Below are 22,430 nucleotides of genomic sequence, written 5' to 3' on the forward strand. Positions count from 1 at the left end.
TCAGACGACCGGGTAGCGCAGGCGACCGATGAACCGAGACAGGCTGGGGCGGTGCGTGGTGCGGGCGAGGAAGCCGGCCTTGGCCTTTTCGAACTTCATGATGTCCTCGATCCGCCGGCCGAGGAAGGCGCGGGTGTCGGCATGGCCTTCGCTGTCGTCCTGGAGGAACACGGCGATCGTCGCGGCATAGATCCCGCCGAGCAGGGTGCGCTTGGTATAATGGTTGTAATCGGTCGCGGTGTCGCCCGCGAGACGCCACATGACGTCGGCCGAGCGCCAGCCGAGCCTCGCGGCGCGCGTCACATTCTGCGGCATCGCCAGGATCGCGGCGGCGCGGCGCAGCGCCTCGCGATTGGGGGCGACGATGTCGAGCCGAGCCTCGACCAACGCGGTGATCCGGGCGCGGATCTTCATCGCGGCAAGCGCTTCCGGCGTGAAGCGCGCGGTCATCGCCTGGTCGATGCTGGCGAACCAGGCGTCGATCATCGCCACCGCGCCGCCCTTGAAGGCGAGCCGGGCGACGTCGCGATCGACGCCGTGCGCGCCGGCGGCGGCATCGAGCGCCGCGGCATTCCAGCCGTCGAACGCGGCATTGGTGGCGACCGCGGGGGCGAGCGCCTCGCGGAGTTCGTCGAGCGTTGCGTCTGCCAGGTCCATCATGCCGATTTAGGCGCCTGCGCGTCGGGTGCAAGCGCAGGCTTGCTGCCTTGGCGCACCAGCACCAGCGCGAGGGCGACGAGCACTGCGCCAATGCCATCGGCGGCGGCGAGCCGTTCGTCGAACACCACCCAGCCGAGCGCCGCGGCGACGACCGGCTGGATCAACAGCCCGATCCCGACGACCAGCGGGGTAAGGTGACCCAGCGCGTAGATCATGCAGCCCTGCCCGATCAGCTGGCTGACCACCGCCAATGCGAGCAGCGGCCACCAGTTGGTCGGGAGGATCTGCTCGCCCATCGCCAGTGCGAGCAGCAGCAGCGGCGGGACCGAGGCGAGCGACGACAGCGCCAGCGCGGGGATCGGCGCGAGCCGTTCGCGCGCGCGCGCCATCAGCACGAAATAGACGGCGTAGAGCGCCCCGGCGAGCAGGCAGAACAGGTCGCCGATCAGATGCTCGCGCGACAGGCTGGCCGAACGCCCCATCAGCAGGCCCGCGCCCACCGCCGCGAACAGCAAAGCGAGCCCCTGGGTGCGCGTCGGCCACATCCGCGCGACGACGAACCCGTAGATCGGAAAGATCAGCGTCGCCGAATTGCCGAACAAAGTGGAGTTGGCGAGCGTGGTGTAGCCGATGCCGATATGCCAGCTCGCCAGATCCGCGGCGAAGGCGAGCCCGGCGAGCGCGAGCAGGCCCCAGAGTCCGCGCGAGGCAGTGAACGGACGGTCGCCCATCATCGTCGAAGCAGCGAGCAGCACCGGCGTCGCCAGTGCGATGCGCCAGAACCCGGCGGCGACGGGCCCGACATCGGAGATGCGGACGAACAACGGCCCGAAGGCGAGCGCGATATTGGCGATCACCAACGCGGCGAGCGCCGTCGCGGCATGGCTTCGCGGCGGAATAGTTTTCCTTGGGGCCTGGGCGTCCTGCATAGCGCCCTCTAGCGCCCTATCTGGCTACGACCACAACAAAGGTCTTCCCGTTCCAATGCCCAGCCTGTTCGATCCCATCCAGCTCGGCGCGATCTCCGCCAAGAACCGCATCCTGATGTCGCCGCTGACCCGCGGCCGCTCGACGCGCGGCCATGTGCCCCAGCCGATCATGGGAGACTATTACGCCCAGCGCGCGAGCGCGGGGCTGATCATCTCCGAGGCGACCGGGATCAGCCAGCAGGGGCTGGGCTGGGCCTATGCGCCCGGGCTGTGGACCGACGAGCAGGTCGACGCCTGGAAGCCGATCCTCGAACAGGTCCATGAAGCCGGCGGCAAGATCGTCGCGCAGCTCTGGCATATGGGCCGGCTGGTCCATCCCGATTTCCTGGGGGGCGAGGCGCCGGTGGCGGCGTCGGCGAACACCGCGCCGGGCAGCGTGCGCACCTATCCGGCCGAGGACAGCGGCGAGATCAAGCGCCCGTACCAGCCGGCGCGGCCGCTGCGTACCGACGAGATTCCGGGACTGCTCGACGATTATGCGCGCGCGTCGAACAACGCGATCCGCGCCGGCTTCGACGGGGTGCATATCCATGCCGCCAACGGCTATCTGATCGACAGCTTTCTCCGCGACAATGCGAACTTCCGCGACGACGACTATGGCGGACGAATCGAGAACCGCATCCGGCTGCTCGACCAGGTGACTCGGCGCGTGGTCGACACGGTCGGCGGTGATCGGGTGGGCGTGCATCTGTCTCCCAATGGCGAGGTCCAGGGGGTCAACGACAGCAACCCGGCGCCGCTGTTCGAAGCGGCTGCGGCGCGGCTCGACGAGATCGGCGTAGCGTTCCTCGCGTTGCGCGAGCCGCGGCCGACCGGCACGCGCGGCACGCCCGACCATCCGCCGGTCCACCCGGTGATCCGGAAGGCGTATAAGGGCCCGCTGATCCTAAATTCGGACTATCATGGCGAGGATGCCCAGGCGGCGCTCGACGCCGGCGAAGCCGATGCGATCGCGTTCGGCCGGACCTTCCTCGCGAACCCCGACCTGCCGCGCCGGATCGCCGAGAAGCTGCCGCTCAACGAGCAGCGCGAGGAACTGTTCTACGTGGGTGGAGCGGAAGGCTATACCGACTATCCGCGCTGGGACGAGCGGGCGGCGTAACCTCCTCATCCCGGCGGAGGTTGGGATGAAGGTTATTGGTCCAGCGCGTCGAGCCAGCGGGTGCTGGCGGTCCGGAGCTGCGCGCGCAGCTTCGGGCCCGCGGCGAGCGCGAAGACCAGCAACACCGCGAGCGGCCAGAACAGGAAGCTCAGCACGACCAGGATCGCCACCCCGATCGCGATCCCCCAGCGCAGGCTGAGCAGGCGCTGGCGATTGACGAAGTTCAGCCGGATACGCCGCGGCGCCTTGTCGTCGTACCAGCGCTTGGTGACGAAGACATCGGTGTCGATGCCGGCGCCCGCCTTTCCGCTGCGTTCGCGCTCGGGCACGCGCACTGCGGACGACGCCGGCTTGCCCGTCCTGGTGTCTATCACTTCCAGCCGCCGGCCGCGCTCCACTACCTTGTAGCGGGAGGGCGGCGGCTGCATCGCCATCAGCCGAACTTGGCCTTGAGCGCCAGCATCGCCAGCGCGGCCTGGGCCGCCTCGCCGCCCTTGTTCTTCTGCTCGCGATCGGCGCGGACCAGCGCCTGATCCTCGTTCTCGACCGTCAGGATGCCGTTGCCGATGGGGATACCGTCGAGCGCCAGCGCCATCAGCCCGCGCGCGCTTTCGCCCGCGACGATCTCGAAATGATAGGTCTCGCCGCGGATCACCACGCCCAAGGCGACGAACGCGTCATACTCGCCGCTCTCGACCGCGAGCGCGACCGCGCCCGGGATTTCAAGCGCGCCGGGGACGGTGACGATCTCATAATCATGCCCGGCCTCCTGAAGCGCGGTGCGCGCGCCATCGAGGAGCATGTCGTTCAAATGGGCGTAGAAGCGGGCTTCGACGATCAAAACGCGGGCCATCAGATTTCCATGTCGATTGCACGCTCGCCGACGATCGACAGGCCATAGCCGTCGAGCCCGACCAGGGTGTGGTGAGTATTGGTGAGCAGGATCATGTCCTGCACGCCGAGTTCGGTGAGGATCGTCGCGCCGACGCCGTAATCGCGCAGCTCGTCCATGTCCTTGGGCTCGAGCGTGCCGGCGCGCGCCTGGAGCGCGACGCTGAACTGATCGGGCCGCGGCTTGTTGATCACGACGACGACGCCGGCGCCCTCTTCGCCGATGATCTCCATCGAACGACGGAGCAGCCCGCCGCGCGCGCCGCCCTCGCCGAACATGTCGCTGAACGGCGACAGCGCGTGCATGCGGACGAGCGTGGGCTTGGCCGGATCGATCTTGCCCTTGACCAGCGCGACCTGTTCGCTCTCGGTCGCCTTGTTCCAGAAAGTGAGCGCGGTCCAGTCGCCGCCCCATTCGCTGGTGAAGCGCGTTTCGGCGCGCTTCTCGACGAGGTGGTCGTGGCGGCGGCGATAGGCGATCAGGTCGCGGATCGTGCCGAGCTTCAGATTGTGGAACTGCGCGAACGAGACGAGGTCGTCGAGGCGCGCCATCGTCCCGTCGTCCTTCATGATCTCGCAGATCACGCCCGAGGGATTGAGCCCGGCGAGGCGCGCGACGTCGACCGCGGCCTCGGTATGGCCGGTGCGGACGAGCACGCCGCCGTCGCGCGCGACGAGCGGAAAGACATGGCCGGGCGAGACGATCGCGTGCCGGTCCTTCGACGCATCGATCGCGACCGAGATGGTGCGCGCGCGATCTGCCGCCGAGATACCGGTGGTGACGCCTTCCCTGGCCTCGATCGAGATGGTGAAGGCGGTCTCGTGGCGCGTGCCGTTGTTGCGGCTCATCAGGTCGAGCCCGAGCTGGTCGACGCGATCCTTGGTGAGCGCGAGGCAGATCAGCCCGCGGCCGAACTTGGCCATGAAGTTGATCGCGTCGGGCGTCGCCATCTGGGCGGGGATGACGAGGTCGCCTTCGTTCTCGCGGTCCTCGTCGTCGACCAGGATGAACATCCGGCCGTTGCGGGCCTCGTCGATCAGTTCCTCGGGGGTGGAGAGGAAGCCGTGCTTCAGGCGCCCAAGTTCATTGACGAGTTCAGGCTTTGCCACGGAGCGCCTCCATGCGCTGGAGATAACGGGCAAGCACGTCAATCTCGAGGTTGACCGCCTGCCCGGACTGGATGTCCCCGAATGTAGTGACGGCGGCGGTGTGGGGAATGATGTTGAGGTGAAGATTCACACCATCGGGCGTGTCCTCGAGCGAATTGACGGTAAGCGAGACGCCGTCGACGGTGATCGAGCCCTTGGCGGCTACGTACGGCGCAAGCTCCTTGCCGGCGGCGATGACCAGCCGGTGCGAGCCGCCTTCCTCGCGCCATTCCGCGACCGTGCCGATGCCGTCGACATGGCCGGTGACGATGTGCCCGCCGAGTTCGTCGCCCAGCCGAAGCGCGCGTTCGAGGTTGAGCCGGCGGCCTTCGCGCCACATGTCGGCAGCGGTGCGCGACACGGTCTCGGCCGAGACGTCGAACCCGACGCGGCCGGGGGCCTTGTCGACCACGGTCAGGCATACGCCCGAGCACGCAATCGAGGCGCCGAGGTCGATCGTATCGACATCGTAGGCGGTGGTGACGTCGACGCGCAGGTCGCCCTGCTGGGTCGCGGCGGCGATGGTGCCGATGTCGGTGACGATTCCAGTGAACATTAGCTAGCCGCGTAGACTTCGAGCCGGTCGCTGCCAAGCATCCGCGTGTCGGTGAGCCGCCAGCGGCCATGCGCGGCGCCAAGTTCGGCGAGGCCGAGATCGCCGAGCGCAGCCTTGCCGGCGCCGATCAGGATGGGGGCGCGGTAGAGCAGCAGGCGATCGACCAGCTTCTCGCGGAGAAACGCGGCGGCAGTTTCGGCGCCACCTTCGACGAGGAGGTGATCGACGCCTTCGAGGGCAGCGATGTCGCCCGGCCGCCTAAGATCGCCACTGGTGGAAAGGACGAGGCGTCGCGGCGAGCGCGCTTCGAGGCCGGGAAGGCGCACGTCGAGCCTGGGCTGGTCGATCTCGGCAGTGCGGCGGCCGACGAGGATCGCTTCGTGCCGGGCGCGTTCGAGATGGGCGTGCGCGCGCGACTCGGGGCCGGTGATCCAGCGGCTCTCGCCCGAGGGGAGCGCGATACGGCCGTCGAGCGAGGTGGCGAGCTTGAGTGTGACGAAGGGGCGGCCCCTGGCCTGCCGCGTGAGGAATCCTGCCATCGCCGCTCGCGCCGGAACCTCGGCAACGCCTTCGACGACGTCGACCCCCGCATCGCGCAGCCTGGCGGCGCCCTTGCCATTGGTGCGCGGATCGGGATCGCCGAGCGCCATCACCACGCGCGCGACGCCGGCCTCTACCAGAAGATCGGCGCAGGCCGGGCCGCGCGGAGAAACATGCGCGCAGGGTTCGAGCGTGGCGTAAATAGTCGCGCCGCGCGACTTTGCGCCGGCCTGTGCCAGCGCCATCGCCTCGGCATGCGGGCGGCCGCCCGGCTGGGTCCAGCCGCGCCCCACTACCACGCCGTCACGCACGGCCACGCAACCGACATTGGGATTGGGGGCAGTGCGGCCACGGCTACGCTCGGACAGGGCAAGCGCGGCGCCCATCCAGCGCGCGTCGTTCAGAAGCCCCATGCTTCGAGCTTGTCGTCGAGCCGCTTGAACTCGGCCTGCTTGGCCTTGCGCCGCTTTTCAAGCTCAGCCTTCTCGATATTGCGCTTGGCCTGGTCGATCACCTGCTGCGCCTTGATCTGCTCGTCGGTGCGCGTGATCGGCCATTGCTCGACATAGATGACGGTGCGTTCGTACGGCTTCTCGAAGCTCGAATCCTTCACGAATGCCCAGAGCACGAGCAAGGTCAGCGCGAGCGACAGCGCGAGGAAGCCGAGCTCGTGGCGCTTTCGCGTCGCGAGGAAGAAACGCAGGTCGCGATAGGCCACGACGGGCGAGAATCTCTTGAGAAACGTCATCTGACCGCAAAGATAAGGGCGCGGGGGCTCCAGGGCAAACCCCCGCGCGCCAGCCGCCATGCGGCTATTGGTTCTCGAGCTCGAAACGGACGGTCAGCGTCTTCCAGCTCTCTTGCGGAACCCCGCCGCGCGTCGCCGGCTTGAACCGCCATTTGGACAGCGCCTGGCGCCGCGTCGCGTCGAAGAATGCATCGCTGGTCGCGCTGACCGATTCGGCCGCCTTTACGCGGCCGTCGGTGCCGATTAGCACGCGGATCTTGACCACGCCGTCGCGCTGGGCGCGGAGCTCGATCGAGGGATAGCCCGGCTGGAAATCGCGGGCGTAGCGCCCGTCCTGCTCGGCACCGATCAGCGGCGGCAGCGAGGCCGGGGGCTCGGCTATCCGAGTCTCGCCAGTCGGGGCCGGCGGCAGCGGTGGGAGCGGCGGATATTCGACATTGGTCGTCGCGATGACATTGTCGCTGCGCGTCGGAATGATCGGATCAGGGACGGTGGGCAGCGGCGTTGTCGGGGTCACGCGCTTGTCGAGGGGCCGCGGCTTGGGCTCGTCGAGCGGTTCGGGAGGCGGCGTGATCGGAATGTTCTTGGTCGTAAGGATAGTCGGCGGATCCTTGGGCATGATCTCCGGCGCGGCGAAGATCAGCCCGGCGATTAGCGCGCCGTTGATGGCGAAGGCAGCCCCGAAGCTGACGGCGCGGGACTGCTGCGGTGCATAGCGATGTTCGGCATACATGCGTTGCTCTCCATCCGAGATGCCGGTCTGGTGCCGGCTTTAGTGATGATACAACGTATCAGACGCGCCGTAAATGGGTTTCCCACACGTTTGATTCGCACTCCGTTCGCCCTGAGCCTGTCGAAAGGCCGTTCTTCGTTCGCCGGTCGAGAAGGAAGACGATGCTTCGACAAGCTCAGCGCGAACGGGAGAGAGCACTGTCGCCTAGGCGGCCGCGGCATCCAACCGATCAAGTGCACGCTCGCGGCCGATCAGCGGGAGCAACGCCGCCATGTCGGGGCCGTGCTCGCGACCGGTCAGCGCGAGGCGGAGCGGCAGGAACAGCGGCTTGCCCTTGCGGCCGGTGGCTTCCTTGAGCGCACCGGTGAGCGCGGGCCAAGGATCGGCGGACCAGTCGATCGCTGCCGCCGCTTCGGCCGCCTGGGCGCAATAGGCGCGGTCCTCCGGCAACAGATCGGCCGGGGCGATCGGCCCCTTGACCACGCGCCACCAGTCGGCCGCCTCGGCGACGGTCGAGAGGTTGGGCCGGATCGCATCCCAGGCCGCTGACGTCATGCCTTCGGGCAGCCGGCCCGCCACCGCTTCATGGGCAAGCTGGTGGACGATGCGCGCGTTGAGCTGGGCGAGCTCGGCCTCGTCGAACCGCGCGGGTGCGCGGCCGAAGCGGGCGAAGTCGAAGCTGGCGATCAGCGGCGCGGAGTCGGCGAACGGCTCAACGGGATCGCTGGTGCCGATCCGCGCGAGCAGCGCCACCAGCGCCTGGGGCTCGATCCCCGCCCCGCGGAAATGCTCGACGCCGAGCGAGCCGAGCCGCTTGGAGAGCTTGCCCTCGGCGCCGGTGAGCAGCGCCTCGTGCGCAAAGGCGGGCGGCGCGGCCCCCATCGCCTGGAACATCTGGAGCTGGAGCGCGGTGTTCGAGACATGGTCCTCGCCGCGCACGACATGCGTCACGCCCATGTCGACATCATCGATCACGCTCGGCAGCAGGTACAGCCACGACCCGTCCGCGCGGCGCACCACCGGATCGCTCATCGTCGCGGCGTCGAAGCGCTGGGGCCCACGGATCATGTCATCCCACGCGATCGGTACGTGATCGAGATGAAAGCGCCAGTGCGGGCGACGCCCCTCGGCCTCCAGCGCCGCACGGTCGGCATCGCTCAGCGCCAGCGCGGTGCGCTCGTAGATCGGCGGCAGCCCGCGGCCGAGCAGCACTTTCCGGCGCAGCTCGAGTTCTTCGGGGGTATCGTACGCGGGGTAGATCCACTGCCGCGCGACCAGATCGGCGAACACCGCGTCGTAGCGATCGAAGCGCGCCGACTGGCGTTCCTCGCCCTCGGGCGCCAGGCCGAGCCAGGCGAGATCGGCACGGATCGATTCGACATGGCGCTCCTCCGAACGCGCGCGATCGGTATCGTCGATACGCAGCAGGAAGCGCCCGCCATTGGCCTTGGCGAACATCCAGTTGTGAAGTGCGGTCCGGATATTGCCGACGTGAAGCGTGCCGGTGGGGCTGGGCGCGAAGCGGGTGGTTACCGTCATGCGCCGCCCTTACCCCCGCCGCAGCTTCGACGCCACCTGCACGCTGAAGCAGCACCGCCGAGGCGATGGTCGCTGGGTCAAATCTTCAAATCCGTGGGAAATCCGTTCCAGTCGCCCGATATTGTTGACCGACCGGCCTTGGGGTACATTAATCCGGGGTTCCGAGGGGACGCTTTGCGGTGCTCTGACCGGGTGGCGGGCTTCCGCGCGTCGCCCGGTCTCCGCTGCGGCAACCCACGCCAGGCCTCCCTCCCCTTCCGGTCTTCCCCCCGGCGCATCGGCTGACTAAGGAGGCCGCAACGGGGTAGCGGAGACAAAAAATGAAACTGATGGCCGGCAATTCGAACATGCCGCTTGCCAGCGCGATCGCGGATTATCTCGAGATTCCGCTGACCCAGGCCAATGTGCGCCGCTTCGCCGACGAAGAAATCTTCGTCGAGATTCTCGAGAATGTCCGCGGCGAAGACGTGTTCGTGCTCCAGTCGACCAGCTATCCGGCCAACGACAACCTCATGGAATTGCTGATCATGATCGATGCGCTGCGCCGCGCATCGGCCAAGCGCATCACCGCCGTCCTTCCCTATTTCGGCTATGCCCGCCAGGACCGGAAGCCGGGGCCGCGCACGCCGATCTCGGCCAAGCTCGTCGCCAACCTCATCACCACGGCGGGCGCCAACCGGGTGCTCTCGGTCGATCTGCACGCCGGGCAGATCCAGGGCTTTTTCGACATCCCGACCGACAACCTCTTCGCCGCCCCGGTGATGTCGGCCGATATCCATACGCGCTTCCCCGACAAGCAATGGATGGTCGTCTCGCCCGACGTCGGCGGCGTGGTGCGTGCGCGGGCACTGGCCAAAAGGCTCGACAACGCGCCGCTGGCGATCGTCGACAAGCGCCGCGAACGGGCCGGCGAATCCGAAGTGATGAACATCATCGGCCAGGTCGAGGGGCGCTTCTGCATCCTGATCGACGACATCGTCGATTCGGCCGGCACGCTGTGCAACGCCGCGGCGGCGCTGCGCGCGGCAGGAGCCGAGGATGTGGTGGCCTATTGTACCCACGGCGTGCTCTCGGGCGGCGCGGTGGCGCGAGTCGACGGATCGGCCCTGCGCGAGCTGGTGATCACCGATTCGATCGGCAACCATTCGGTGATCTCGGAAAGCGAGAAGGTCCGCCACCTGACGATCGCGCCGCTGCTCGCCGAGGCGATCAAGCGGATCGCCGACGAAAGCTCAGTCTCGTCGCTGTTCGATTGAACGGTTAGGCCAGCGCTTCCCAAATCAGCCCCGCCCCCACGGCGATCATCAGCACGTAGATCGCCGTGTAGAAGCGCTCGGGCGCGATGCGGCGGACCAGCCAGACACCCGCGACCGTCGAGGCCAGCGCCAACGGGAGCAACGCCGCGGCGGTGAGCAGGTTGGCGCGCGTGAACTGGCCGAGCGCGGCATAGGCCGGCACCTTGATCCAGTTGATCGCGGCGAAGAAGATCGCCGTCGTGCCGATCAGCATGTCGCGGCCCAGGTTGCGCGGCAGCACCCAGAGCTGGAACGGTGGCTGGCCGGCATGCGCTATCTGGCTGGTGAAGCCCGAGGCCACGCCGAACAGCGACCCGACCCATTCGGGCCAGCGCGCCGTCTCGCGCGGCACGGCGCGGCGCGCTGCCCAGAGGCGGTAGGCGCCAAACAGCATCGACGTGGCGCCGACCGCCGCCATGACGCCAAGCGGCGACACGCTTGCGGCAAAGGCATAGCCGAGCCAGATGCCGAGGATCGCACCGGGCATCATCCAGCCGAGCACGCGCCAATCCACGGTGCGGCGGAACGCCCAGACCCCGACCAGGTCCTGCGCGATCAGGATCGGCAACAGGATCGCCGCGGCGCGCACCGGATCGACCGCGAAGGTCAGCATCGGCAGCGACAGCGCGCCCATCCCCGCAAACCCGCCCTTGGCGAGCCCGAGCAGGATGACGGCGGGAATGGCGAGCGCATAGAATTGCCAGTCGAGGATCATTCGCGCGGCGGTAGCGGGTTTGCCCAGGAGGCCAAAGTGCCTATCGGATGGACGAGCTAGGGAGGGCGCGCATGGCTGCGGATCGGACGGGACAAATCGTGGTGGCGTTCATTTCCGAGCGGACCGGCGAAGATGCCGAGGGCTATGCCATCGCGGCGCAGGCGATGGACGCGCTCGCCGCACGTCAGCCCGGCTATCGAGGGATCGACAGCGTCTCTTCGGGCGGGGTCGGCATCACGCTTAGCTATTGGGCCGACGAGGCCGCTGCCGTCGCGTGGCGCAACCATCCCGAGCATGCCGAGACGCGCGAGGCGGGGCGCGGGCGCTGGTACAAATGGTATCGGCTCCATGTCGCCGAGATCGGCCGCAGCTATGGTTGGGACCGCGGATGAAGGTGCGCGGCGACCGGACGTTCGGACTCCTGTTCGGGGTGATGCTGGTGATCGCGGCGGGGAACACCGCGCTGCAATCGGTGCTTCCCGCGCTCGGCCGCTCGCTCGGCGCGGCGGACAGCGCCGTGGCGGCGGTGTTCTCGGTCTCGGCGTTGCTCTGGGTGATCGCCGCGCCGTTCTGGGCCAATCGATCGGACCGCCACGGGCGGCGCGCGATGGTGCTGCTCGGCGTGGCCGGGTTCACTGTCTCGCTGCTGCTGTGCGGCGTGTTCCTGATGCTGGGGATCAACGGCGTGCTCGGGCCGGTGGCGACCTTCGTCGCGTTCATCATCGGGCGCGTAATCTACGGCCTGTTCGGATCGGCGGCGCCGCCAGCGGTGCAGGCGATCGTCGCGGGACGGACGACGCGCGAGGAGCGGACCAAGGCGCTGACCCTGCTCGCTTCGGCCTTCGGACTGGGGACGATCCTGGGACCGGCGATCTCGCCGTATCTGGTGATGGGAGCGTTATGGCAGAGCGGGCCCGAGATCGGGCTGGCGGGCCCGGCGTTCGTCGCGGCGGCGATCGGCGCGGTACTATGGATCGCGGTGGCGCGGCTGCTCCCGCACGACGAGGGCTTCGAGCACGGCACCGCGTCGAGCTATCCCTCGATCGGCGGGCAGGGCACCGGCGCGACGGTGACCGCGGCGACGGCACCCGCAAGCGAGAAGATCGGCACTTTCGACAAGCGGGTGCGCGGCTGGATGATCAGCGGACTGGTGATCGGCCATGCCCAGGCGATGACCGGCCAGGCGATCGGCTTCCTGATCATCGACCGGCTGGCGGTGGCGCCGATCGAGGCGCTCCAGCCGACGGGGCTGGTGCTGATGATGGGCGCGGGATCGGCTTTGCTCGCGCAATGGGGACTGATCCCGCTGCTCGACCTCAAGCCGCGCGCGCTGGTGCTCGCCGGCGCGATGCTCGGCACGGTCGGCTGCGTCGCGGTGGGCAGCGCGACCTCGCTCTACGGAATCGCGCTCGGCTATGCGCTGACCTCGCTCGGCATGGGGCTCGCGCGGCCGGGATTCACTGCGGGATCGTCGCTCGCGGTAGGCACCGAGTCGCAGGGATCGGTGGCGGGCAAGGTGACGTCGGTCAACGGCGCGGCGTTCGTGCTCGGACCGTCGATCGGGGTGGGGCTGTACGAAGTGTGGCGGCCGCTGCCTTATCTGACAGCGGCCGCCGCGTTGGCAGTTCTGGTCGCCTATGCCTGGGTCAGTCTGCGCCCTTCGGTCCCCGGCCACGGAGCGTCCCCGGCGCAATGAAGCCGAGCGGCTGGATTGCGGAGGCCTGCTGCTTGAGCTGGCCCTGCATCCGAGCGTACTCGTCTTCCATCTCGGGCGTTACCGTCGCGCGCGAATCGGCGAGCGCCGCTTCGAAATGCGCCATCGTCACCTGCTTCGTCTGGAGCGATTCGCGCAGCGCGAAGAGGCCGGCGCGACGCACCACGTCATCGAGATCGGCGCCGGTGTAGCGCTGGGTCTGCTCGGCGACCGATCCGAGATCGACGTCGCTGGCCAGCGGCATCTTCTCGGTCTGGATGCGGAGGATGCGCTCGCGCCCGGCCTTGTCGGGGACGCCGACATAGACGAGCTCGTCGAACCTGCCCGGACGCAGCAGCGCCGGGTCGATCAGGTTCGGCCGGTTGGTCGCGCCGATCACCACCACCGACTGGAGTTCCTCGAGCCCGTCCATCTCCGAGAGGATGGTGTTGACCACGCGCTCGGTCGCCTGCGGCTCGCCGAGCCCACCGCCGCGGGCGGGAACCAGCGAATCGAGCTCATCGATGAAGATCACGCACGGCGCGACCTGGCGTGCGCGGGCGAAGAGGCGCGCGATCTGCTGCTCCGATTCACCATACCATTTGCTGAGCAGGTCGCTCGACTTGGTGGCGATGAAGTTGGCCTCAGCCTCGCGCGCGACGGCCTTGGCGAGCAGCGTCTTGCCGGTGCCCGGCGGGCCATAGAGCAGGAAGCCTTTGGCCGGGCGGATGCCGAGCCGGCGGAACGCGTCGGGATCCTTCAAGGGCAGTTCGACACCTTCCTTGAGGCGCATCTGCGCATCGTCGAGCCCGCCGACATCGTCCCAGCGGACGCGCGGCGCCTCGACCATCACCTCGCGCATCGCGCTCGGCTGGACGCGCTTCAAGGCTTCGAGGAAATCCTCGCGAGTGACCGAGAGCGCATCGAGCACTTCGGGCGGGATGGTGTGGTCCTCGAGGTTGAGCTTGGGCATCAGCCGGCGAATCGCCTCGATCGCCGCCTCGCGGGTGAGCGCGGCAAGATCGGCGCCGACAAACCCGTAGGTGGTGCGCGCCAGCTCGCCGAGATCGACTCGGTCGCCCAAGGGCATGCCGCGGGTATGGATGCCGAGGATCTCGCGGCGGCCGCGCTCGTCGGGGACGCCGACGACGATCTCGCGATCGAACCGGCCGGGACGCCGCAGCGCCTCGTCGATCGCCTCGGGACGGTTGGTCGCGGCGATGACGACGATGTTGGCGCGCGCCTCAAGCCCGTCCATCAGGGTGAGCAATTGCGCGACGAGGCGCTTCTCGGCCTCGCCCGAGACTTGCCCCCGCTTGGGCGCGATCGAGTCGATCTCGTCGATGAACACGATCGAGGGTGCCGACTTGGCCGCCTCCTCGAACACCTGGCGCAGCCGCGACTCGGACTCGCCATAGGCCGAGCCCATGATCTCGGGCCCGTTGATCAGATGGAAGGTCGCGTCGCTCTCGTTCGCCACCGCGCGCGCGAGCCGGGTCTTGCCGGTGCCGGGCGGGCCGTGGAGCAGCACGCCCTTGGGCGGATCGACGCCGAGGCGCTGGAACAGCTCGGGATAACGCAAGGGCAGCTCGACCATCTCGCGGAGCTGGTCGATCGTCGCGGCCATCCCGCCGATATCGTCATAGGTGACGTCGGCGCGGCGGGCTTCGGACGCCTCCTCATATTCGGGGCGTAGCTCGACCTCGGTATTCTCGTCGATATGGACGATGCCCTTGGGCGTCGCCGAGACCACCGCGAGGCGGATCTCCTGAAGCGCATAGGCCGGCGCGTTGACCCAGCGCTGGACGTTGGGATCAACGACGCGGTGATGCCCCGCGGTGGCCACGGTATCGCCCTGCGCAAGCGGGCGGCCGAAGAAGGTGCGCTGGAGCGCCGTCGCCGAGCCCTGGAGCCGCAGATTGGCCTGGGCGGGAGCGAACACGACGCGAGTCGCCGGCTTCGACACCGCTTTGCGCACCTCGACGAAATCGCCCGAGCCGACGCCGGCATTGGCGCGCTGGAGGCCATCGATGCGAAGAAGTTCGAGTCCCTCGTCTTCCGCGTAGGGTAGAACGGCGCGTGCCGGCGTGGCGCGCTTGCCGACGATCTCGATGACATCGCCTTCGGTGATTCCAAGCACCGCCATCATCGCGCGCGGGATATGCGCAAGACCCCGGCCGCTGTCTTCGGGGCGGGCATTGGCTACCTGGAGCTTGCTTCCCCTGCTTTCGTCGTCCGCCACGATTGCTCCTCTTCCGGCATGAAGCGGGAACATAGGAACGCGGCTTCCGTGCCGCGAGGGGGCAAAAAAAATGGCGGACCGTGAGGCCCGCCTTGGAAAGTTTTAGGAGAGGATGCCTGAAAGGCACCCCCTATGTGCAGTGCGGCGACTTATTGTGCAAGTGCGAAATATACCTAGCCGAATTGCAAAGGTTGCAATCGTAATTGCATATACTCATACTAGCGGCTCAGGCGCGGTGAGGGCTTGCAAGCGTGTAAGCCCTGAGCGTAGCTTGTGGTGCAGTGCACAAAAGAAAGACCATGCGTAGGCTACCGCCCCTCACCGCCATCGAGGCGTTCGTCCAGGTCGCACGTCTCGGCTCGATCAAGGCCGCCGCCGAGGAGCTCGCGCTGTCCTCGCCCGCGCTGAGCCGGCGCGTGCAGTCGCTCGAGCGCTTCATCGGCAAGCCGCTGTTCGAGCGCCGCCACCAGGCGCTCAAGCTCAACGACGATGGCGACCGGCTGTTGGGGCTGATCGCGCCCGCGCTCGACGCGATGACCGACGCCGTCGAGGCGATGACCAGCGGCGGCGAACTGCTGCGCCTGCGGCTCGGCGTGCTGCCGCTCTATGCGACGCAGCAGCTGCTGCCACGCCTGCCCGAGCTCAAGCGCCGCCACCCCGAGCTGCACCTCGACGTCGATACCGCCGGCTATGGCATGACTCGGCTGGGCGACGGGCTCGACGCGGCGATCGTCATCGCGCGCGATATCGATCCGGGTTTCTATTCGAAGCGACTCGACCGCAACCGGGTGCACGTCATCGGCGCGAAGGCGCTGGTCGAAGGCCCCGATCCCGTCACGCGACCCGAACAGCTCTCGAAGCTGACCGCCTTGGTCCATCGCGACATGCCCGAGACCTTTACGGCGTGGCGTGCGGCAGCGGGCTTCCCCGATCTCGAGCCGCTGGCGATCGACCATTTCGACTCGGGCAATTTGATGCTCGAGGCGGCGGCGCAGGGCCTGGGCGTCGCGTTCATGCTCGAAGCCCATTTCGAGGCGGCGCGCGACGATCGCCTCGTGCGGCTCTTCGACCTGACGGTGGAGAGCCAATACAGCTATTGGTTCGTCTGCCGGCCGCGTGCGCTGGGGCAACGGCCGGTGCGGATTTTCCACGACTGGCTGATCGAGTCGCTGGGGGCCGACGGGGTCTAGCGGATAGCAAAAGCCCCTCCGTTTGACGGGAGGGGCTTTGAAGGACTTATTCCTCGACGGTCGCCTTGACGATCTTGCCGGGCTCGCGGGGCGGCTCGCCCTTGGGGAGGGCGTCGACATTCTCCATGCCTTCGACGACTTCGCCCCAGACGGTGTACTGCTTGTCGAGGAAGCGTGCGTCGTCGAGGCAGATGAAGAACTGCGAATTGGCGGTGTTCGGATCGTTGGTCCGCGCCATCGAGCACACGCCGCGGACGTGCGGCTCGGCGTTGAATTCCTGCTTGAGGTTGGGCTCCTTCGAGCCGCCCATGCCGGTGCCCGAGGGATCGCCGCCCTGCGCCATGAAGCCGTCGATCACGCGGTGGAAGACGACGCCGTCGTAGAAGCCTTCGCTGGCGAGCTTGGTGATGCGCTCGACATGGTTGGGCGCGAGATCGGGGCGCAGCTTGATGCGGACATCGCCGGTATCGAGGGTGAGGACGAGCGTGGACATGGAGTCACTCCGTAAGGCTGATTTCCTGCGGCACTAAGCAGGTTGGCAGCGGCTTGCAACCGGCGCGCGGCGCTGGCAGGTGGGGCCCGAGCGCGACAGGGAGGTCGGACGATGAGCGAGACCGAACTTCACGAGCCGCAGGCCCAGCCCGAGAGCGAGCTGGACGAGGACGACCGGCTCAAGCCCGAATTCGTCAGCGCGGTGCTCGAAGCGGTCGCGGCGGGCGATTCCGAGACCGCGCATGCCCGCGTCGCACCGCTCCATCCCGCCGACATCGCCGACTTGGTCGAGCTGACTCCGGCCGAGCTGCGTCCGGCGCTGGCCGCGGCGATCAGCGACCTGATCGACGGCGACGTGCTCGCCGAGATGAACGACTGGGTGCGCGAGGCACTGGTCGACGCGCTCGAGCCGCACCAGGTGGCGGACATCGCCGCCGAGCTCGATACCGACGACGCCGTCGCGATCATCGAGGACATGGAGCCCGAGGACCAGCGCGAGGTGCTCCGCGCGCTCGATCCCGACGATCGCGCCGCGATCGAGGAAGCGCTCAGCTATCCCGAGGAGACCGCCGGGCGCCTGATGCAGCGCGAGCTGATCGCGGTGCCCGAGCATTGGACCGTCGGCGACGTGCTCGATTACCTGCGCGGGCACGACGAGCTGGCGACCGACTTCTGGGAAATCTTCGTCGTCGATCCGGCGCACCATCCGGTGGGCACCTGCGCGCTCTCCTGGATCCTGCGCACCCCGCGCAACGTCTCGGTGAGCGACGTCATGGCGCGCGAGCAGACGCTGATCCCGGCCGACATGGACCAGGAGGAAGTCGCGCTGCGCTTCCAGAAATATGCGCTGATCTCCGCCGCGGTGGTCGACGCCAATGGCCGGCTGGTCGGGATGATCACGGTGGACGACGTGGTCCACATCATCTCCGAGGAAGCCGGCGAGGACATTCTGCATCTGTCCGGCGCGGGCGAGGGCGACATCAACGAGCCGGTGCTCGACAGCTACAAGGTGCGGGTGCGCTGGCTGGTCACCAACCTCGCCACCGCGCTGATCCCGGCGACGATCGTGTTCTTCTTCGAGGCGACGATCGCGCAGATGGCGGTGCTTGCCGCGCTGATGCCGATCGTCGCGGGTGTCGGCGGCAATGCGGGGACGCAGACGCTGGCGGTGACGGTGCGCGCGCTGGCGACCAACCAGCTGACCCAATCCAACACCCTGCGCGCGATCCGGCGCGAAATCGCGATCGCGGTGCTCAACGGGCTGACCATCGCCGCAGTGATCGGGCTGGCGATCGGGACGGTATTCTGGGACCACGAGCTGGGCATCGTCATCGCCTGCGCGATGCTGGCCAATATCGTGATCGCGGGGCTGGCGGGGGTGCTGGTGCCGGTGACGCTCGAGCGGTTCGAACAGGATCCGGCAGTGGCGTCGTCGGTGTTCGTGACGATGGTGACCGACTCGATGGGCTTCCTGGCATTCCTGGGTCTGGCCACCGCGGCGGGGCTGGTCGGCAACTGATTGTAGGATTTGGCGGGCCTAACTTCGCACTTTGCGCATTGAATCGTTCCGATTGTTGCGCGGCCGAGCAACAATATTCCAGCTACTGAAAATCGTCTCGTCCACGCGTGCAAAGAGCCGGAGAGAGGCTCGCACGGCAAATCCAACATTGGAAGCCATCTTGCTCCGCCCGGAGCTGCACCCCAGATGGGCGGTGTGCCGCTACATCTGACCAAGGTCGCCTATGGCTGCGACAGCATCGAATTTCTCCAGGAACGGCTGGCGTTGAAGGCAGCGCACGCGCCTGCGTTCCTGACGACGCGATACCTGCCCAAAAGGCACGAGGAGATTGCGGGCGGATCGCTGTTCTGGATCATCAAGCACCAGTTGATCGGGCGCTCGCCGATCCTGGGGTTCGGCGAGGCCGAGGGCGGGCGCGTGGCGATCTATCTCGAACCCAAGCTCGTGCTGGTGCAGGCGCGGCCCAAGCGCGCGCACCAGGGCTGGCGGTATCTGGAGGGCGGCGATGCGCCGGTGGATCTGGGCGAGGCGGGATCGGGGGTGGCCGAGATGCCGCCGGGGATGGTCGGCGAGCTGGCGGCGATGGGGTTGATATAGTCGAAACATCCCCTCCCTTTCAGAGAGGGGCGTTTTCTGGTGTTAGTTCGCCAGCAGCGGGTAGGCGTTGCGGAACGCCGCCACCTTGGGCTTGTCCCAGCGGACAATGTAGGGGTGGGTCGGGTTGCGCCAGAAGAAGTCCTGGTGCTGCGACTCGGCAGGATAGAAGGCGCCGCTCTCGATCCGCGTGACGATCGGCTTCTTCCATGCCTTCGCCGCGCCGAGCTGGGCGATATACGCCGTCGCGACGCGGCGCTGGGCATCGTCCTGCGGGAAGATCGCCGAGCGGTAACTCGGGCCAACATCGGGGCCCTGGCGGTTCAATTGAGTCGGATCGTGCGCGACCGAGAAATAGATGCGCAGCAAGGTGCCGTAGCTGACCTTCCGCGGATCATAGACGATCCGGACCGCCTCGGCATGGCCGGTGCGCTCGCTGGAGACGTTGCCGTAATTCGCCGTCGCCCTGGTGCCGCCGGCATAGCCGCTGGTCACCGAATGGACACCCTTCACCGACTGGAACACCGCCTCCATGCCCCAGAAGCAGCCGCCGGCGAGCACCGCGACATGCTGGCCCTTGCCGCCGGTGACGTCCTGCGCGGGCACCGGGATCGGTACCGCGCGCTCGGCGGCGGGCGCGGCGATCGCCGGAAGCAGCAGTGCCGCTCCGGCGAGGCCAGCGGGGAGAGCCCATTTCAGCATGGGCACAAGATCGTGCGCCGAACGGTTCAGCGCAAGGCCGCGCAGGCGGTCTGGATGCGGGTGCATGCCTCGGTCAGCAATGCGTCCGACGTGGCGTAGCTGATGCGAAGCGCGGGCGAGAAGCCGAACGCCGCGCCGTGCACCGCCGCCACCTTGGCCTCGTCGAGCAGATAGCCGACCATCTGCTCGTCGGTCTCGATCCTGAGGCCCTTGGGCGTGGTCTTGCCGATCAGCCCCGAAAATTCGGGATAGACGTAGAACGCGCCCTCGGGCTTGGGGCAGGTCATGCCGTCGATCTGGTTGAGCATCGAAACGACGAGATCGCGGCGGCCCTGGAAGGCAGCGACGCGCTCCTTGAGGAAGCTCTGGTCGCCGTTCAGCGCGGCGACCGAGGCAGCCTGGGAGATGCTGCACGGGTTCGAAGTCGACTGCGACTGGAGCTTGCCGATCGCCTTGATCAGCCAGGCCGGGCCGCCGGCATAGCCGATGCGCCAGCCGGTCATCGCATACGCCTTGGACACCCCATTGGCCGTAAGCGTGCGATCGTAGAGCTGCGGCACGACCTGCGCGATCGTCGCGAATTCGAAGCCGTCGTAGAGGATGTGCTCGTACATGTCGTCGGCGTAGATCAGGACGTGCGGATGGCGCACCAGCACCTCGCCAAGCGCCTTCAATTCGGCCGCGGTATAGGCGGCGCCGGTCGGGTTCGACGGCGAGTTGAGTACGACCCACTTGGTCTTGGCGGTGATCGCGGCTTCGAGCTGCTCGGGCTTGATCTTATAGTTCTGGTCGGCGCCGGCCGAGACGAATACCGGCTTGCCGCCGGCGAATTCGACCACGTCGGGATAGCTGACCCAATAGGGCGCCGGGATGATGACTTCGTCGCCCGCGTCGATCGTCGCGCAGAAGGCGTTGAAGAGGGTGTGCTTGCCGCCCGAGTTCACGCTGATCTGATTCTCGGCATAGGTCAGGCCGTTGTCGCGGGCGAACTTGGCGACGATCGCCTGCTTGAGCTCCGGAGTGCCGTCGACATTGGTGTACTTGGTCTTGCCCGCGCGGATCGCTTCGATCGCGGCTTCCTTGACGAAGTCCGGCGTGTCGAAATCGGGTTCGCCGGCGCCGAGACCGATCACGTCGATTCCCTGCCGCTTCAGCTCGAACACGCGGCTCGTCATCGCGAGCGTCGCGGAGGGCTGGATGCGCTGGAGCGCGGCGGAAGTCTGCATGGAACGACGCCTTTCCGGAGAGGGAATGGCGGCGCCTATAGGGCGGCGTCGGCGCGTTCCGCAACTGTAACGGCTGCAACCAGTCCGCGCAGCGCATTGCCGAGCAGGAAGCCGCCGGCAAGGTCGTCGGGACGCAAGTCGTGCTCGACGGCCTGGCCGCTGTCGATCAGCTCTGCGCGGAGCACGCCGGGAAGGAGTCCGCGGGCGCGCGGCGGGGTGAGCAACTTGCCGCCGCGTTCGACGAAGATCGACGTGAAACTGCCCTCGGTGAGGAAGCCGCCCGAATCGGTGAACACGACTTCCCACGCGCCCGAGGCGGCGCGCGGACGATCATAGAAGCTCCGGCGGCTGGTCTTGTGCGCGAGGCGAAAGTCGTCCGGCGCGACTTCGAGCGGGCGGATTGCGACGTGCACCGGCGCCTCGGGCGCAGCGGGCAGCGGGCTGATCCCGATCGCGATCGCCCCGGACGGCCCGAGCAATAGCCGCACCTTCGAGGCGGCGCGCAGCCGGAAGGTGGCGGCCTGGAGCTCGTTGCGCACCGAATGGCGATCGAAGGCGAAGCCCAGCGCACTGGCGCTGTCCTTCATTCGCGACAAGTGGCGCTCGAGCAGCGGCATGCCCTCTACGGAATCGAAACGCATCGTCTCGATCAGGTCGAACGGGCGCTCGCCCGCGGCCACGAAGGCGCCCTTGGCCAGGCACTCCTGCCATTCCTGCTCGGGGTCCGAATCGGCAACCACGCCCGATCCTAACCCCAGCACCGCGCTTGTCGCCCCCTGATCGATCGTCAGGGTGCGGATCGCGACGTTGAAATGCGCGTCGCCGTCCGCACCGATCGCACCGATCGCCCCGGTATAGACGCCGCGTGGGCCGTGCTCGATCTCGGCGATCACCTGCATCGCGCGCAGCTTCGGCGCGCCGGTGACCGAGCCGCAGGTGAACAGCCCTTCCAGCACGTCGATCGGCCCCGACTCGCCGCCCGGATAGGCCGTGACGGTGGAGACCATCTGGTGGACGGTCGGATAGCGCTCGACCTCGAACAGCGCCGGCACCTTCACGGTTCCGGGGCGGGCGAGGCGCGCGAGATCGTTGCGCATCAGATCGACGATCATCAGGTTTTCGGCGCGCTGCTTGGGATCGGCGGCCAGCGCGGCGGCGATCGCATCGTCCTCGCCCGGCGTCGCGCCACGCGGTGCCGTGCCCTTCATCGGGCGCACGGTAATCCCGTCCTTATCCTCGTTGTAGTCGAAGAACAGCTCGGGTGAGAAGGACAGCACCCATTGGCTGCCGGTGAAGACCAAGGCGCTGTGCCCGGCGGCGGCGCGGCGGCGGATCAGCGCATAGAGCGCCGCGGGATGGCCGGCGAAGGGCACATCGGCGCGGAAGGTCAGGTTGGCCTGATAGATGTCGCCAGCAGCGATATACTCGGCGACGCGCTCGAATTGGCTGCGATAGGCTGCTGCAGTGATGCGCGGCGCCGGCGTCCCGGCCCAGGCGCCCGCCGGATCGGGGAGCAGCGACTCGACATCGACGCGCTCGACCCGCGGGAAGATCCCGAACCACATGCAGGGGCCTTCGCCGCGCCGGGCGGCGGCGTGGGGCTCGATCCCGGGCGCGGCCTCATAGGAACAGAAGCCGGCGAGGTGGAAGCCATGGTCGAACCATAATCGCATCTGCGCAAAGGCGCGCTGCACGTCTTCCGGCGTGTCTGCCCGCACCACGCCCTGCGGCGCGTGGAACAGCCGGGCACCGCCGCCGGGCCGGGCGTCGTCGAGCAGGACGAAAGGAGTGTCGGGCAGCGCCATCGCCCGCCGATGCCGTCCCCGCCGCGCCACGGCAAGCCCGTGTTGCCGCC

The 22,430-nt window shown here is 67.9% G+C and carries 23 protein-coding genes; 7 read left to right on the forward strand and 16 right to left on the reverse strand.

What is annotated here, in order from left to right:
- A complete protein-coding gene (locus RZN05_RS16150; RefSeq protein WP_317228549.1) occupies positions 1 to 657 on the reverse strand; it encodes a COQ9 family protein in 657 nt (218 codons plus the stop codon).
- Positions 657 to 1,589 (reverse strand): DMT family transporter, encoded by a 933-nt coding sequence (locus RZN05_RS16155; protein WP_317227713.1) that lies wholly within the window; start codon positions 1,587 to 1,589, stop codon positions 657 to 659. Before RZN05_RS16155 ends, RZN05_RS16150 begins: the two co-directional genes overlap by 1 nt.
- A 55-nt stretch (positions 1,590 to 1,644) precedes the next feature.
- Between RZN05_RS16155 and RZN05_RS16160 the strand changes: the two genes are divergently transcribed.
- Positions 1,645 to 2,751: an alkene reductase gene (locus RZN05_RS16160; protein WP_317227714.1), complete on the forward strand. Its 1,107-nt coding sequence runs from the start codon at positions 1,645 to 1,647 to the stop codon at positions 2,749 to 2,751.
- 32 nt (positions 2,752 to 2,783) lie between these two features.
- On the opposite strand, the gene RZN05_RS16165 is transcribed toward RZN05_RS16160, so the two are convergent.
- From RZN05_RS16165 to gltX, 8 genes are all read right to left on the reverse strand, one after another.
- A complete protein-coding gene (locus RZN05_RS16165; RefSeq protein ID WP_317227715.1) occupies positions 2,784 to 3,185 on the reverse strand; it encodes a hypothetical protein in 402 nt (133 codons plus the stop codon).
- Positions 3,185 to 3,604, reverse strand: coding sequence for a 6,7-dimethyl-8-ribityllumazine synthase (gene ribH / locus RZN05_RS16170; RefSeq protein WP_317227716.1), 420 nt, complete (start codon positions 3,602 to 3,604; stop codon positions 3,185 to 3,187). Before ribH ends, RZN05_RS16165 begins: the two co-directional genes overlap by 1 nt.
- A complete protein-coding gene (ribB, locus tag RZN05_RS16175) occupies positions 3,604 to 4,752 on the reverse strand; it encodes a 3,4-dihydroxy-2-butanone-4-phosphate synthase (protein ID WP_317227717.1) in 1,149 nt (382 codons plus the stop codon). The genes ribH and ribB overlap by 1 nt, the downstream gene beginning before the upstream one ends.
- Complete coding sequence (locus RZN05_RS16180) at positions 4,739 to 5,347, reverse strand: riboflavin synthase (protein ID WP_317227718.1); 609 nt, start codon at positions 5,345 to 5,347, stop codon at positions 4,739 to 4,741. The genes ribB and RZN05_RS16180 overlap by 14 nt, the downstream gene beginning before the upstream one ends.
- Entirely contained in the window at positions 5,347 to 6,273 is a 927-nt protein-coding gene (gene ribD, locus RZN05_RS16185) for a bifunctional diaminohydroxyphosphoribosylaminopyrimidine deaminase/5-amino-6-(5-phosphoribosylamino)uracil reductase RibD (RefSeq protein ID WP_394804844.1), read from the reverse strand. Before ribD ends, RZN05_RS16180 begins: the two co-directional genes overlap by 1 nt.
- A 14-nt stretch (positions 6,274 to 6,287) precedes the next feature.
- A complete protein-coding gene (locus tag RZN05_RS16190; RefSeq protein WP_317227720.1) occupies positions 6,288 to 6,635 on the reverse strand; it encodes a hypothetical protein in 348 nt (115 codons plus the stop codon).
- 64 nt (positions 6,636 to 6,699) lie between these two features.
- The gene (locus tag RZN05_RS16195) at positions 6,700 to 7,368 is read right to left on the reverse strand and encodes an energy transducer TonB (protein WP_317227721.1); all 669 of its coding nucleotides are present in this window, start codon (positions 7,366 to 7,368) and stop codon (positions 6,700 to 6,702) included.
- Positions 7,369 to 7,572: 204 nt separating this feature from the next.
- Positions 7,573 to 8,907, reverse strand: a complete 1,335-nt coding sequence (gene gltX, locus RZN05_RS16200; RefSeq protein WP_317227722.1) for a glutamate--tRNA ligase — start codon at positions 8,905 to 8,907, stop codon at positions 7,573 to 7,575.
- Between the two features lie 320 nt (positions 8,908 to 9,227).
- Between gltX and RZN05_RS16205 the strand changes: the two genes are divergently transcribed.
- The gene (locus RZN05_RS16205) at positions 9,228 to 10,163 is read left to right on the forward strand and encodes a ribose-phosphate pyrophosphokinase (RefSeq protein WP_317227723.1); all 936 of its coding nucleotides are present in this window, start codon (positions 9,228 to 9,230) and stop codon (positions 10,161 to 10,163) included.
- A gap of 4 nt (positions 10,164 to 10,167) precedes the next feature.
- On the opposite strand, the gene RZN05_RS16210 is transcribed toward RZN05_RS16205, so the two are convergent.
- Positions 10,168 to 10,917: a sulfite exporter TauE/SafE family protein gene (locus RZN05_RS16210; RefSeq protein WP_317227724.1), complete on the reverse strand. Its 750-nt coding sequence runs from the start codon at positions 10,915 to 10,917 to the stop codon at positions 10,168 to 10,170.
- 71 nt (positions 10,918 to 10,988) lie between these two features.
- On the opposite strand from RZN05_RS16210, the gene RZN05_RS16215 reads away from it, so the two are divergent.
- Together RZN05_RS16215 and RZN05_RS16220 are read left to right on the forward strand one after the other, a co-directional pair.
- Positions 10,989 to 11,309, forward strand: a complete 321-nt coding sequence (locus RZN05_RS16215) for an antibiotic biosynthesis monooxygenase family protein (protein WP_317227725.1) — start codon at positions 10,989 to 10,991, stop codon at positions 11,307 to 11,309.
- Positions 11,306 to 12,613, forward strand: coding sequence for an MFS transporter (locus RZN05_RS16220; protein WP_317227726.1), 1,308 nt, complete (start codon positions 11,306 to 11,308; stop codon positions 12,611 to 12,613). Before RZN05_RS16215 ends, RZN05_RS16220 begins: the two co-directional genes overlap by 4 nt.
- Here the strand turns inward: RZN05_RS16220 and RZN05_RS16225 are convergent.
- Positions 12,564 to 14,852, reverse strand: coding sequence for a CDC48 family AAA ATPase (locus RZN05_RS16225; protein ID WP_317227727.1), 2,289 nt, complete (start codon positions 14,850 to 14,852; stop codon positions 12,564 to 12,566). The two genes, RZN05_RS16220 and RZN05_RS16225, sit on opposite strands and share 50 nt — an antisense overlap.
- A 299-nt stretch (positions 14,853 to 15,151) precedes the next feature.
- Here RZN05_RS16225 and RZN05_RS16230 point away from each other — a divergent pair, with 299 nt between their 5' ends.
- On the forward strand, positions 15,152 to 16,042 hold the full coding sequence (locus RZN05_RS16230; protein WP_317227728.1) for a LysR substrate-binding domain-containing protein: 891 nt from the start codon (positions 15,152 to 15,154) through the stop codon (positions 16,040 to 16,042).
- Positions 16,043 to 16,088: 46 nt separating this feature from the next.
- Here the strand turns inward: RZN05_RS16230 and RZN05_RS16235 are convergent, their stop codons facing one another.
- Positions 16,089 to 16,535 (reverse strand): peptidylprolyl isomerase, encoded by a 447-nt coding sequence (locus tag RZN05_RS16235; RefSeq protein ID WP_317227729.1) that lies wholly within the window; start codon positions 16,533 to 16,535, stop codon positions 16,089 to 16,091.
- 111 nt (positions 16,536 to 16,646) lie between these two features.
- On the opposite strand from RZN05_RS16235, the gene mgtE reads away from it, so the two are divergent.
- Both mgtE and RZN05_RS16245 read left to right on the forward strand, forming a co-directional pair.
- Positions 16,647 to 18,053, forward strand: a complete 1,407-nt coding sequence (gene mgtE / locus RZN05_RS16240) for a magnesium transporter (protein WP_317227730.1) — start codon at positions 16,647 to 16,649, stop codon at positions 18,051 to 18,053.
- Positions 18,054 to 18,239: 186 nt separating this feature from the next.
- Positions 18,240 to 18,650, forward strand: a complete 411-nt coding sequence (locus RZN05_RS16245; protein WP_317227731.1) for a DUF1489 family protein — start codon at positions 18,240 to 18,242, stop codon at positions 18,648 to 18,650.
- Positions 18,651 to 18,692: 42 nt separating this feature from the next.
- On the opposite strand, the gene msrA is transcribed toward RZN05_RS16245, so the two are convergent.
- From msrA to pabB, 3 genes are read right to left on the reverse strand one after another with little or no spacing between them, the layout of a single operon-like run.
- The gene (gene msrA / locus RZN05_RS16250) at positions 18,693 to 19,349 is read right to left on the reverse strand and encodes a peptide-methionine (S)-S-oxide reductase MsrA (RefSeq protein WP_317227732.1); all 657 of its coding nucleotides are present in this window, start codon (positions 19,347 to 19,349) and stop codon (positions 18,693 to 18,695) included.
- 26 nt (positions 19,350 to 19,375) lie between these two features.
- Complete coding sequence (locus RZN05_RS16255) at positions 19,376 to 20,575, reverse strand: pyridoxal phosphate-dependent aminotransferase (RefSeq protein ID WP_317227733.1); 1,200 nt, start codon at positions 20,573 to 20,575, stop codon at positions 19,376 to 19,378.
- 35 nt (positions 20,576 to 20,610) lie between these two features.
- The gene (gene pabB, locus RZN05_RS16260) at positions 20,611 to 22,380 is read right to left on the reverse strand and encodes an aminodeoxychorismate synthase component I (protein WP_317227734.1); all 1,770 of its coding nucleotides are present in this window, start codon (positions 22,378 to 22,380) and stop codon (positions 20,611 to 20,613) included.
- Positions 22,381 to 22,430: the final 50 nt, after the last annotated feature.

The sequence above is a fragment of the Sphingomonas sp. HF-S4 genome (genome assembly GCF_032911445.1).
GTDB lineage: Bacteria > Pseudomonadota > Alphaproteobacteria > Sphingomonadales > Sphingomonadaceae > Sphingomonas > Sphingomonas agrestis.